Source organism: Parasynechococcus sp. (genome assembly GCF_042954325.1).
Taxonomy (GTDB): domain Bacteria; phylum Cyanobacteriota; class Cyanobacteriia; order PCC-6307; family Cyanobiaceae; genus Parasynechococcus.
Genome location: NZ_JBGKDS010000072.1, coordinates 22,443 through 34,330 on the forward strand (window position 1 = coordinate 22,443; position 11,888 = coordinate 34,330).

The following is an 11,888-nucleotide window of genomic DNA, read 5'->3' on the forward strand; positions in this document are numbered from 1 at the left end:
CGAAGATCTTTGTTTGTCTTTCGATTGCGGATCAGGCCAAATCGGTTTCGACCGTGCCTGACCGCGTCTTCTTCCCAATGGCCGAATCCAAGACCGCAGCTGCGGCGCCTCCTGAATCCGCTGATGCCTACGCCATCGTTGAGGCCTCTGGCACTCAGCTGTGGGTGCAGCCCAACCGCTATTACGACGTCGATCGCCTGCAAGCCGATGTCGACTCCACTGTGACGCTGGACAGCGTTCTGCTGGTGAAGGATGCAAGCGGAACCAACCTCGGCAAGCCCTACGTCAAGGACGCCACCGTTCAGCTCAAGGTGATGGCCCATCGCCGTGGCCCCAAGCTGATCGTTTACAAAATGCGTCCGAAGAAGAAAACACGGCGCAAAAATGGTCACCGGCAGGAGCTCACCCGTGTGATGGTGGAATCCATCACAGTGGGCGGTAAGGCCATCGGCTGATCCCTCAGCCTCTGACACGCACGTTCCTATTTTTCCCCTCCCCCATGGCACATAAGAAAGGCACAGGCTCAACACGTAACGGACGCGATTCCAATTCCAAGCGCCTGGGTGTGAAGGCCTATGGCGGTGAGTCCGTGAGCGCTGGCTCGATCCTGATCCGCCAACGCGGAACGTCTGTCCTTCCTGGCATCAATGTCGGCAAAGGAAAGGACGACACCCTGTTCGCCCTCACCGCTGGTGTGGTGAAGTTCGAAACCATTCGCCGCGGCCTTCGCAACCGCAAGCGCATCAACATCACCGCTGCCGTTTGAGCCGGTCGGCCCCCAAGCTCGTCGGCACACGGCGATCTGACCCATGACCATCAGCCCCAGCACCATCAGGTGACTGGGGCTTTGGTTTGTCTGAACTCCCCGTCACCGCGGAAGGATCACGATCTCCTGTACAGACGGGCTGTGATCAGCAACGGATGGAAGACCTCCAGGAATTCCCCCTGAAGTGTGCGGAAGAACGCCTCCACCAACGGCTGTTCATCGAAGTGGAAGGGATATTCGCCGTTGTGTCCCTTGAAGAAATACCAGTTGAGCAAGGCGATCGCCTCCGGTGTCATCCGTTGGTGAAACTCCAGCAGCTGCGCGGATGGGTCCGGCAGGTGCTCCAACACATCCAGGCAGACCACCGTGTCGAAACGGACTGAACCGGTTTCACCCAGATCGCGATGGGTGGACACCTTCCCACTCAGCCCCAGGGCCTCCGCCCGCTGCTGCACAAACGCCCGGTTGTGGGGATTGAGGTCCACAAACCACACATGGTCCACCTCGGGCAGCGCCGCCGCTGAGAGAGCGTGGGTGCCGATTCCTCCGCCAAAATCCAGCACCTGGCCTCGGGCCGCCATGCCCTGGAGACGCAAGGTGTCTGCGATGTAATCGGCACTGGACAGATGCCAAGCCGCCAGCTCAAGCAGATGACCGGTGCCAACGGTGTCCTCATAGAACGCTGTGGCCTCATCCGCCTGAAAGGCTCCGGGATGCAGACCCGCCAGATCCTCCGTGCTCCGGGGCAGCTGTTGCTCCACAGCCTCCATCGACAGCGCGAGGAAGCGGCTCAGGTGCTCCTTGACCGCCAAGCCATCGCGCAGAAAGGCAGAAACATCCACCTCCAGACTGCTTCGGAGCGGTTGCATGGCGACGGCGCACGGGCCGGCCAACCTACGCAGCCGACGGGATGCAACAGTTCCCCTCGAAGCGCTCAGGCCGGTCGTGGACGATCCCTTTGGGTTTGTGGTGATTGACAAACCCGCCGGCCTCACCTCCCACAACTGTGTGAGCCGTCTGCGGCGCTGGTACGGACTTCGCCGGGTCGGCCATGGCGGCACGCTCGACCCCGCCGTGACCGGAGTGCTGCCCATCGCTCTCGGCCCCGCCACAAGGCTGTTGCCCTACCTGCCCGGGGACAAGACCTATCGCGGGGTCATCCAACTGGGGACCCGCACCAGCAGCGATGACCTGGAGGGAGAGATTTTGGAGACCCAAGCCTGGCCCGAGCTGGCCACCACAAGCCTGGAGCGAACCCTCGACCAATTCCGTGGCGGCATCCAACAACGGCCGCCCCAGGTGTCTGCAGTGCATGTCAACGGGGAACGGGCCCACAGCAGAGCCCGCCGGGGTGAGGTGATGGACCTTCCCGCCCGCAGCGTGACCATCCACAGCCTGACCCTGCTGGGCTGGGACCAGGCCTCCGGACGTCTTGGCCTGGAAGTGAGCTGCTCATCAGGCACCTACATCCGTTCATTAGCGAGGGATCTGGGCGACGCCTTGGGCAGCGTTGGCTGCCTGGCCCAACTGCGTCGCACCCAGGCCCTTGGCTTCCGGGAAGACCAGGCCCATCCGCTGCCGGACAACCCCACCCCAGGGGACAACGCTCCGCCCCCGCTTTCCCCTCTGATCGCCCTGTCGCATCTCCCCATCCGCGAGCTGAGCGACCGTGAACAGGACGACTGGCGCTGCGGCCGACGCCTGGCGATGCCACGGGATGACGCCAGTGCCCCCGGACAGCCGGTGGTGGTCTGCAGCCCAGACGGCAGCATCGCTGGTATTGGCCACCGGGAGGCCGAGGACCTGCTGCGCCCCAAGGTCGTGTTCAACGCCGCCGGCTGAGCGAAGCCAGCCCCGCTGAGTACCCTCCGAGCAGCGGAATGTCCACGGCGCTCGCATGGCTGGCCACAGCAAATGGTCCCAGATCAAACGCACCAAAGCGGTGGTCGATGCCAAACGTGGCGCCGTCTTCACCCGGCTGGGCCGAGAGATCATGGTGGCGGCTCGGGCCGGCGCTGATCCAGCAGGCAACTTCCAGTTGCGGACGGCGATCAGTAAAGCCCGCGCCGCGGGAGTGCCGGCCTCCAACATCGACCGCGCCATTGCCAAAGGATCAGGACAGGGGGGCGATGGAACCACGCTGGAGGCCATTCGCTACGAGGGCTACGGCCCGGGCGGGATGGCGGTGTTGGTGGAAGCCCTCACCGACAACCGCAACCGCACCGCCGCAGACCTGCGCCTGGCCTTCAGCAAAAACAACGGCAATCTCGGCGAGACGGGCTGTGTCGGCTACCTCTTTGAACATCGCAGCGAAGTCCAGATCGAGGCCAGCGCCGACAACGAAGACCAACTGTTGGAGAACCTGATCGAGCTGGATGCGGCCGGCTACGACCTCAACAGCTCAGGCGCCACGGTTCACGGCGACTTCACCATCCTCGAAGCCCTGCAGGATGGCCTTCGCCAACAGGGCTGGACCGTGACCGAATGGGGCCACGTCTGGACCCCACTCACCAGCGTGACGGTCAGCGACCTCGAGACCGCACAACAGTGCCTGAAGTTGCTCGATGCCCTGGAAGCCCTCGACGATGTCCGCAGCGTCAGCGCCAACCTGGAATTGGATCCCCAGCTGGAAATCGATTGACAGCACAGGGGCTGATGCCCGCCATCAGCCGCCAACGCGGCGCGGACAGACCGGCTGACCTGCAGAGTGTCCCCATGAAGCAGCCAACAGCCGTCCACCTCCGAACACTCCGATTAAAAGCACTGGCTCGGGATCACCAGGTGGTGGCCGCAATGAATGCCTCGATCTCGGAGACCCCTGACTCATTAATCAAGGAGTTGATGGACACCCACGGATGGCCGGCCCACGAGGCGCTCTCGGCCGTTAAGGGGCTTCAGGAGACAGCCCTCCGCGAGACGTCTGAGCAAGAAGCCGCCTGAGGCCAACCGGCTCTCAACACAGGAGCCTCCTTGTCAGAGCGGCTTGGCTGATCACGATGGGCCTCCCTGCACCGGAGCAGCCATGGCCAGCCGCGACGAGATCCATGCGGTCTTTGCCGATCCACAGCTCAACGGTATGGATCGGCTGTATCAGTCGATCGGGGCCCGCTTAAACGCTGGTGAGACGTTTGATGCGGCTTACGCGGCGGTGATGGAAGCCGGTGGGGAACCAGCCACCACTTGGATCCGGTTTTGCGTGCAATGCGCCACCCGCTTCGAGGAGCCACCCATGGAATCCGACTTTCTTGCCGTCTTGGAGGACCACTGCCGCCGTCCCGAGGCAACTGAATAAATGTGTCAGCAATTCCGGACCAAATCTGTCGTCCGGCGAACACTTCGCAGGCTGCCGCTAGGTCGGAGTCAGCCTCTGACGGAGCAACCAACCATGTCGATGAAGCAGCTGGAGACGTTCATGTCGCGGGTCAAGAGCAATGACGGCATCCGGGAGGAGGTGCAGCGTTGCGGCAAGGACAACTCCTGCGTGGTGAAGGTGGCGGCCAAACACGGCCACAAGTTTTCTCCAGCCAGCCTCACGCGCTGGCAACGGGACCACAACTGAGGTCCGACACGGACCCTTGGGTTGGTCGTCCAAGCCAGATGATCAACCCTCTGGGTCAGCTTTCCGACGAATCATCTCGGCCAGCATTTCCAACTTGGCGTTCTCGGATTCCGATGCCCGGGTCGCCATCCAGGCGCTGGCCGCCTTCTGTTGCTGCAGTTGCTGAACCAGCGCCTGAGCGGTCTCACGCAACGCCTCAATGTCCTGACATTCAGCGATGAAGCGGGACCACTTCTCAGCCTCAAAACTCTGCTCGAGACGACGTTCGACGGGATCGATGCTCACACGACCTGGGCGAGGCGTTCCACCGTAGGCAGCGCCGCATGGTCAGCCCAGAGCCAGACGTTCGGATGTCCCTGCAACCAGCTGGCGGGCAAGGCGGGATCCGGAGCAGGCAGCGCCAGCAAGCGCTGAAGGATGTCCGCCTTGCCAGGGCCGGTCACGACCAGATGGATCTGCTCCGCAGCCAGGATCTCTTCAAGACCCAGCGTGATCGCCTGTGCTGGAACACGGGCTGGGTCATCGCCAAAGAACGCAGCATTCTGCCGCCGTGTTGCCGGCGACAGCATCACCGCATGGCAGGCCTGGTCGGCTGAACTGGGCGGCTCGTTGAAACCAACGTGACCATTGCTGCCCAGACCGAGCAGCTGCAGGCCGATGCCGCCCGCCCGCCGCAGCTTCAGCCGATAGGCCTCGGCGGCTGCGCTGGGATCAGCCTCAGCCCCCTCGGGAAGCTGCAGGGCCGACTCCGGCAGCCGAAGGGGTTCACCGAGATGCCGTCGCATGAACTGGCGGTAATTCCGTGGATCAGAACGATGGAGGCCGCAGTACTCATCGAGGTTGAAGCTGCGCCAGCGCTGCCGCAGCGCCCCCAGTTCTGCGGCAGACCACCGCTGCAGACGCTGCACCAGGGCCGCGTAGACCGGCTCCATCGTCCGGCCGGTGGCCAGCCCCAGCGGACGCAGCACCGGCTGACGCAACTGCGCCTCGAGGTATGTCGCCAGGACATCGCTCAGGGCCGTGGATGAGGGGTGGTGTTCCAGTCGAAGGGGAAAAGCCTCCACGGACCATGTGCAATCAACCCTTCCAGCGTGGCTTCGGTGATGGCATCAGCGCCAGCGATGGATTGCGAATCGTGCCGAACGAGACCACCTCCGCTCCGCGGTAGTAGTGCCGAAGGATCGTGCGGAAATCGGCGCCCTGCTCCGCCAGGCCATGGGCTCCCCACTGGCTCATCCCCACACCATGCCCATAGCCCTGTCCGCGCACAAGCAACATCGGGCCCGGGGGCCCCTGCAGCCCCTGGGGCCGCCGAAACCCGGACCGCATCAAGCGTGGCGGAGGGGCCACCAACAGTTGGCGGGACGGCTCTGACGGGGATGGAACCGGCGTCGAGCGAGCCACCGATGCGGTGAGTCGATCAAGACGGGATCGACCGGGTCGCGATGAGGGCACCAACAACGGCAGCGGCGGGGGCGGCATCAGCGCATGCACCCCAGTGACCAATTCGAAGTTCACCAGGGTGCTCTTCAGACCCAACCGACGACGCAGCTCGGCCCCCTCCAACAACAACACCCCCTGAGGGCCGCGAATGCGCGCCCGTTGCACCCGTCCGCTGCCGCTGCGGGCCAGCACATCCACCCCCTTGATCCCACCGGTTTCGGGCAAACGTTTCCGCAGTTGCGCCGGGCTGAAGCGTTCTTCCCAACGGTGCACAGGACTGTGTTGGTCGTGGTCGGGGACACTCACCAAATACGGCAGCTGATGGCGCCAGACCATCCCGCTCGCTTCGGTGACCCCACCGGAGCTGCTGTGGAACACCGCGTCGATCAGCTTGCCGCCATGGACCAGGACGAGGGTGCGTGTGGAGTCCACCGCCTCACGGGTGCGGGGGGTTTCCGATTCCACGCCGCGATACACCTGACTGGACACCGTGGCCTTGAGGTCCCAACCGCCACCACGGCCCCGCTGGCGGAAGGCATAGGTCCGGGCAGCTACCGCCTGAGCCTGCAACGCCGCCATCGGCCAGGCCTGGGGCATCTCACTGCCCACAACACTGGCCAGATAGGTCTCAATCGGCAGGGCATTGATCACCCGCAGCCGTCCGCCGCGGCCACTGAGCTGAAGCTCACCCCGATAGCGCCGCTGGCCCAGCCAGATCCCCCTGGGATCGGCGTTGGCAGCCCGCAGGAGCGTTGCACTGCTCAACCAAAGCGGACGGCCATCGACAACGGCCTGCAGCCCACCATCCTGTCGGCTCAGCTCGAGCCGCCGGACCTGGCGGTCTCCCCCGGGCAAGCCCCGGATATGGATGGTTTGATCGCCATCGGCGCGCAACAGCAACCGGGGGCCCTCATGGAGCAGGACCCGCATCTGCGGCGAGCGATCAGCGGCCTGAACCGCCAGGGGCTGCAGCACCAAGGCGACGCCGACCAGGCGGAGCACAAGGGAGCCGAACGGGGCTGCAGCTGGCACGCAGAGCTGTGGCGGGCGCCCCAGTGTGCCCTGTTCAAGCCGGGCCAGCCAGATGTCAGCATGAACACTGAGGATCAGCGGCCGTGCAGGTCACCTTTCTCGGCACCAGTTCAGGCGTTCCCACCCGGGCCCGCAATGTTTCCGCCGTAGCCCTACGCCTGCCGCAGCGAGCGGAGATGTGGCTGTTCGACTGCGGTGAGGGCACTCAGCATCAGTTCCTCCGCAGCGACCTGCGTCTCTCCCAGCTGCGCCGGGTGTTCATCACCCACATGCACGGGGACCATGTCTTCGGGCTCCCCGGTCTGCTGGCAAGCCTGGGCCTGGCCGGCAGCAGCGCCCACGGTGTGGATCTCTATGGACCGGATCCCCTGGAGAGTTATTTGAACGGGGTGCTGCGCACGAGTTCCACCCGCATCGGCTACCCGCTGCAGGTGCACCGCAGCCGACCGGCCGCCGAAACGGGAGCTGTGCTGTTTGAAGACGACGACATCCGCGTGCGTTGCACCCCGCTGGATCACCGCGTTCCGGCCTATGCCTATCGGGTCGAACAGAAACCGCGCGCAGGACGGTTTGACATCGCCAGGGCCCGGGAACTCGAGATCCCACCGGGGCCGATCTACGCCGAGCTCAAGCGTGGCAAGACCGTCACCCTTGAGGACGGACGGACCATCGACGGCACCAGCCTCTGTGGCCCCGAGCGGCCCGGAGTGAGCCTGGTGTATTGCACGGACACCGTGTTCTGTGAAGCCGCCGTCGAACTCGCACGCGGTGCCGATCTGCTGATCCATGAAGCGACCTTTGCCCATGGGGAAGCGGAGATGGCGTTTCAAAAGCAGCACTCCACCAGCACCATGGCGGCACAGACAGCCGCGGAAGCCGGCGTCGGCCAGCTGGTGCTCACCCACCTCAGTCCGCGCTATGCCCCAGGCAACCCAATCGGCCCAGACGACCTGCTCCAGGAGGCCTGCGCGATCTTCCCGAACACGATCCTGGCCAAGGACTTTCTCAGCGTTGACGTGAAGCCGCGCTGCAACAGTTCTTGATCCCCCGACAGCAAGCCAACGTGCCGTGATACAAGGGCTGGGTGCGGTTTGTCCGTCGATCTCCGGCGTCCTTCATGGCCTCTCTTTTCTCCTCTATGCGACGGTCCCTGAAGGGGCTTCTAATTCTTGTGCCGGTTCTGATCGGCCTGGTGTTCACATCGCCGGCAGAGGCCGCTCGATGGGATGCCGAAACCCTCACCGTTCCTGCGGCCCCCGACGGCACCCAGGTCACGTTCAGTGAGCAGGAAATCAACACCGGTCGGAAGGTCTTCAACACCAGCTGCGGCACCTGCCATGCCGGTGGCATCACCAAGACCAACCACAACGTTGGCCTCGACCCCGAGACGCTCGCCCTGGCGACCCCGCCCCGCGACAACGTCGATGCCCTCGTCGATTACATGAAGGACCCAACGTCCTATGACGGCGAGTACAGCATTGCTGACTTGCACCCCAGCATGCGCGATGCCGAGCTGTACCCAGCCATGCGTGACCTCACCGATGAAGAGCTTCGCCTGATGGCGGGTTACATCCTGGTGTCACCCAAGGTGCAGGGCACCGCTTGGGGTGGCGGCAAGATCTACTTCTGATCGCTTCAATCCCTCAGGACCCCGCTGAAGCGGGGCCTCTCAAACCCCATCGACCGGCTGGTCGGTGGGGTTTTCATTTGGCATTGGAATGTGATTGTCGGGATCCATGCTGCGGGGATGACGGCTGTACCACCACTCCTGAAGGTCACGGCTGAACCGCTGCGAAAACAGCGTCAGCACGGTGGCAGTGGGCCGTGAACCGGGCTGGAGCAGCTCAACCGCGTAGGAGGGGCAGCGACGGGCCGCCAGGTCGGGTACAAAGCGACGTCCCACCCTGCGCCAGCTGGGCTCCTTACTGCGCCAGGCAAGACGACAGCAGGGCCAAGGCAGCTCATCGCGATCAAACAGGCGGCAACACGGGCCAATGACCCGAAAGCTGTACTGCCCTCCAGGACTGGTATGAATCGTCCCTGGGACGAGGAGATCGCCGGTTTCAGCAGGGCTCATGGGGCGATTTTGGCAATAAAAAACCACTCCCGAAGGAGTGGCAGTTGTGATGATCCCAAGGGTTGGGAGAGCTCAATAGAGCTCTTCCTCGGCGTGGGTCTTGATGGTGCAGTCGGAGGTGGGGTAGGCGACGCAGGTCAGCACGAAACCGGCTTCGATCTGGTCGTCGTCCAGGAAGCTCTGGTCGGACTGATCAACGGTGCCAGCGGTGATCTTGCCGGCGCAGGTGGAGCAAGCGCCAGCGCGGCAGGAGTAAGGCAGGTCGATGCCTTGCTCTTCAGCAGCGTCGAGGATGTACTGGTCGTCGGGCACTTCGATGGTCTTGTTGAGACCTTCGCTCTCAGCAACCAGGGTGACCTTGTAGGAAGCCATTGATGAATGATTTGCAGGCAGGTGCCCGGAGTACCGGTCCTGCAGGACGGGACTTGTCTACTTCAGCCGAGGGGCTTCCTGGGCAATCCGAGCCCTTGAGACGAGAGCTCCAATAGGAGGAGGATCACCGATAAGCGTGGCTTATGTCATTTTTGGGGTCATTCGCGGCGAATTTCCAGCAATCCCCAGCGTCCTTGGGAGCCTTCATCGGTCACCGTCCAACCCAGTGATCCGAGCACATCCTTGAGCCTCGGTGCCTGGTCCACCAGCAATCCGCTGAGCAGAGCACGGCCCTTCGGCTGCAGCAGGGCTTCGAAGCCAGGCGCCAGGGCCTCGATCACCGGCGCAAGGATGTTGCAGAGCAACAGGTCAGCCCGCCGGCCTGCCAGCTGCTCCTGAAGGGCCTCAACGGACCCGAGCGCCACGGAGAGACGCTCCGAGGAATACCCGTTCAAGTCGCGGTTGTCTGTCGTGGCTCGAACGGCCAGGGAGTCGGTGTCAGCGGCGACCACGGCCTCCGCACCCAGCCCCAGGGCCGCAAGGGCCAGGACGCCGCTGCCGCAGCCCAGATCGGTCACCAGGTTGCCGTTGGGCGGAGTGGCCTCCAAGGCCTCCAGGCAGAGCCTCGTGGTGGGGTGGCTCCCGGTGCCAAAGGCACTGCCCGGATCCATCTTCAGCACCAGACGGTCGCGGTGCTCCTCGGGCACCTCCAACCAGGCGGGAAGGATCAACAGCTGTTGACCCACAGGATCGGCTTGCCAGTGCTGTTTCCAGCTCAGACTCCAATCCTCATCAGCCACGCTGTCCCAGTGGGCATCAGGCAGGGTGAGGCCGAAGGGCTCCGCCAGTGGCTCCAGGCTGATGATCAGTTGCTGCCGTTCCGACTCCGGCCATTCCGGCTGGGGTAGCCAAAGCATCAGGGTGCGATGGTCAGGCGCCTCCGGAGCGTGCTGAAGGGCATGACGGTGCAGGCCCAAGTCGTTGAGCTTCCAGACCAGCGACTCCTCCAGCTCCGGAGGACAGGCCATCGACAAACGCCACCACATCAGAGGGTGACCGGATGGGCTTCCTGAATGCCGTCGATGCCAGTGATCGTCGCCAGCAGTGCGTCAGGGATCGGGTCATCGATGCTGAGCACCATCACGGCATCACCACGCACGATCTTGCGTCCCACCTGCATCGAGGCGATGTTGACGTTGTGCTCTCCGAGCATGGAACCGAGTTTGCCGATGATTCCAGGCATATCCCGGTGACGGGTGAACAGCATGTGACGACTTGGAGAGACCGTCACCGGGAACTCGTCGATGCTGGTGATCCTCAATTCACCATCGGCAAAGACGGCACCGGTCACACTTCGGCTGCCCTGATCCCCGCGGGTGGTGATCTGAAGTGACCCACCGGCGAAATCACGGCTGCTCTCGTCCTTGACTTCGAGCACCTGAATGCCACGGGCCTTGGCCTCCAGTGAGGCATTCACAAAATTGATGCTGTCGCCCAGGGCCGCACTCAGCAGACCCTTGAGCGACGCGATCACCAAAGGCTGCGATGGATGGTGCGCGAATTCACCCTGCAGGCGCAGCTCCAGCTCTTTGACATGGCCTCCGGCCAGCTGGCTCACCAGCAAACCGACGGTTTCCGCAAGCTGGAGATGCGGCTTGAGCCGCTCCATGATCTCGGCACTCAGTCCGGGGATATTCACGGCGCTGCGGGCCGGGAGACCCAGCAACACATCGCGGATCTGTTCCGCCACATCGATGGCCACGTTCTCCTGGGCTTCCTCCGTGGATGCTCCCAGGTGCGGTGTGAGCACCAGACCACGCTCCACAGCCCGCAGCGGTGAGTCTTCGGCCAGGGGCTCGCTGGCGTAAACGTCGAGGCCGGCTCCGGCGATCACACCCTGGTCAATCGCTTCAGCGATGGCGGCCTCATCGACCACACCCCCGCGAGCACAGTTCACGATCCGAGCCGTGGGCTTCATCGTGCGCAGCAGCTCAGCGTTCACCAGGTTTTCGGTGTCCTTGGTGCGCGGGATATGCAGCGTGACGTAATCCGCCGTCCGGAAGAGCTCATCGAGTTCCGTCAATCGCACCTGCATCTGCTGGGCGCGATCGGCGGCGACGAAGGGGTCGTAGGCGATCACATCCATCCCCATGGCTTGGCAGACACGGGCGACATGGGAGCCGATCTTGCCCAGACCCACCACACCGAGCGTTTTCTTGTACAGCTCGTTGCCGACGAATTTCTTCCGGTCCCACTTCCCCACACGCATCCCGGCGTGGGCCTGGGGGACGTGCCGAGACAGCGACAGCATCATGGCCAGCGCATGCTCAGCGGCAGCAATCGTGTTCCCCTCCGGAGAATTCACGACCAAAACACCCTGCTGGGTCGCCGCTGGAACGTCGACGTTGTCGACACCGACACCGGCGCGACCGATGATCTTCAGCCGACTCGCTGCCGCGATCACCTTGGCGGTGACCTGCGTGCCCGAGCGGATCATCAAACCGTCGTAGTCACCGATGATCCCGACCAGCTCATCCTCCGAAAGGCCGGTGCGCTGATCCACCTGCGCCACCTGGCTCAAGATGTCGATACCCGCCTGGTCGACGGGATCCGAAACCAACACTTTGGTCATGATGCGG

17 protein-coding genes are annotated in these 11,888 nt (G+C 63.7%); 9 read left to right on the plus strand and 8 right to left on the minus strand.

The window, feature by feature from the left end; genetic code table 11:
• Nucleotides 1–77 precede the first annotated feature (77 nt).
• Both rplU and rpmA read left to right on the plus strand, forming a co-directional pair.
• Nucleotides 78–455 carry a 50S ribosomal protein L21 gene (rplU, locus tag ACGVKB_RS09330; protein WP_392351403.1) on the plus strand — a complete coding sequence of 126 codons (378 nt, stop codon included), beginning with the start codon at nt 78–80 and terminating at the stop codon, nt 453–455.
• A 44-nt stretch (nt 456–499) separates the two neighbouring features.
• Nucleotides 500–766, plus strand: a complete 267-nt coding sequence (gene rpmA, locus ACGVKB_RS09335; RefSeq protein WP_392351405.1) for a 50S ribosomal protein L27 — start codon at nt 500–502, stop codon at nt 764–766.
• Nucleotides 767–882: 116 nt separating this feature from the next.
• Here the strand turns inward: rpmA and ACGVKB_RS09340 are convergent, their stop codons facing one another.
• Complete coding sequence (locus tag ACGVKB_RS09340; protein ID WP_392351407.1) at nt 883–1,635, minus strand: class I SAM-dependent methyltransferase; 753 nt, start codon at nt 1,633–1,635, stop codon at nt 883–885.
• Between the two features lie 76 nt (nt 1,636–1,711).
• On the opposite strand from ACGVKB_RS09340, the gene truB reads away from it, so the two are divergent.
• The 5 genes from truB (at nt 1,712) to ACGVKB_RS09365 (ending at nt 4,325) form a co-directional block, all read left to right on the plus strand.
• A complete protein-coding gene (gene truB, locus ACGVKB_RS09345) occupies nt 1,712–2,608 on the plus strand; it encodes a tRNA pseudouridine(55) synthase TruB (protein ID WP_392351490.1) in 897 nt (298 codons plus the stop codon).
• A gap of 55 nt (nt 2,609–2,663) precedes the next feature.
• Nucleotides 2,664–3,407 carry a YebC/PmpR family DNA-binding transcriptional regulator gene (locus ACGVKB_RS09350; RefSeq protein WP_392351409.1) on the plus strand — a complete coding sequence of 248 codons (744 nt, stop codon included), beginning with the start codon at nt 2,664–2,666 and terminating at the stop codon, nt 3,405–3,407.
• A gap of 74 nt (nt 3,408–3,481) precedes the next feature.
• A complete protein-coding gene (locus tag ACGVKB_RS09355) occupies nt 3,482–3,706 on the plus strand; it encodes a hypothetical protein (protein ID WP_392351411.1) in 225 nt (74 codons plus the stop codon).
• A gap of 82 nt (nt 3,707–3,788) precedes the next feature.
• Nucleotides 3,789–4,058 (plus strand): hypothetical protein, encoded by a 270-nt coding sequence (locus tag ACGVKB_RS09360; RefSeq protein WP_392351413.1) that lies wholly within the window; start codon nt 3,789–3,791, stop codon nt 4,056–4,058.
• A 93-nt stretch (nt 4,059–4,151) separates the two neighbouring features.
• Entirely contained in the window at nt 4,152–4,325 is a 174-nt protein-coding gene (locus ACGVKB_RS09365) for a Nif11 family protein (RefSeq protein ID WP_392351415.1), read from the plus strand.
• A 42-nt stretch (nt 4,326–4,367) separates the two neighbouring features.
• Here ACGVKB_RS09365 and ACGVKB_RS09370 read toward each other — a convergent pair whose 3' ends face one another.
• From ACGVKB_RS09370 to ACGVKB_RS09380, 3 genes are read right to left on the minus strand one after another with little or no spacing between them, the layout of a single operon-like run.
• On the minus strand, nt 4,368–4,610 hold the full coding sequence (locus ACGVKB_RS09370) for a hypothetical protein (RefSeq protein ID WP_392351417.1): 243 nt from the start codon (nt 4,608–4,610) through the stop codon (nt 4,368–4,370).
• On the minus strand, nt 4,607–5,389 hold the full coding sequence (locus ACGVKB_RS09375; protein ID WP_392351419.1) for a glucosamine-6-phosphate deaminase: 783 nt from the start codon (nt 5,387–5,389) through the stop codon (nt 4,607–4,609). Before ACGVKB_RS09375 ends, ACGVKB_RS09370 begins: the two co-directional genes overlap by 4 nt.
• A gap of 13 nt (nt 5,390–5,402) precedes the next feature.
• On the minus strand, nt 5,403–6,800 hold the full coding sequence (locus ACGVKB_RS09380; RefSeq protein WP_392351421.1) for a SpoIID/LytB domain-containing protein: 1,398 nt from the start codon (nt 6,798–6,800) through the stop codon (nt 5,403–5,405).
• An 83-nt stretch (nt 6,801–6,883) separates the two neighbouring features.
• On the opposite strand from ACGVKB_RS09380, the gene rnz reads away from it, so the two are divergent.
• Complete coding sequence (gene rnz, locus ACGVKB_RS09385; RefSeq protein ID WP_392351423.1) at nt 6,884–7,843, plus strand: ribonuclease Z; 960 nt, start codon at nt 6,884–6,886, stop codon at nt 7,841–7,843.
• Between the two features lie 74 nt (nt 7,844–7,917).
• Nucleotides 7,918–8,430, plus strand: coding sequence for a photosystem II cytochrome c-550 (psbV, locus tag ACGVKB_RS09390; protein WP_392351425.1), 513 nt, complete (start codon nt 7,918–7,920; stop codon nt 8,428–8,430).
• 39 nt (nt 8,431–8,469) lie between these two features.
• Here psbV and ACGVKB_RS09395 read toward each other — a convergent pair whose 3' ends face one another.
• The 4 genes from ACGVKB_RS09395 to serA form a co-directional block, all read right to left on the minus strand.
• On the minus strand, nt 8,470–8,877 hold the full coding sequence (locus ACGVKB_RS09395) for a hypothetical protein (protein ID WP_392351427.1): 408 nt from the start codon (nt 8,875–8,877) through the stop codon (nt 8,470–8,472).
• A gap of 72 nt (nt 8,878–8,949) precedes the next feature.
• Entirely contained in the window at nt 8,950–9,249 is a 300-nt protein-coding gene (locus tag ACGVKB_RS09400) for a ferredoxin (RefSeq protein ID WP_186479736.1), read from the minus strand.
• Nucleotides 9,250–9,407: 158 nt separating this feature from the next.
• A complete protein-coding gene (prmA, locus tag ACGVKB_RS09405) occupies nt 9,408–10,295 on the minus strand; it encodes a 50S ribosomal protein L11 methyltransferase (protein ID WP_392351430.1) in 888 nt (295 codons plus the stop codon).
• The gene (gene serA / locus ACGVKB_RS09410; RefSeq protein ID WP_392351432.1) at nt 10,295–11,881 is read right to left on the minus strand and encodes a phosphoglycerate dehydrogenase; all 1,587 of its coding nucleotides are present in this window, start codon (nt 11,879–11,881) and stop codon (nt 10,295–10,297) included. The genes prmA and serA overlap by 1 nt, the downstream gene beginning before the upstream one ends.
• Nucleotides 11,882–11,888 lie beyond the last annotated feature (7 nt).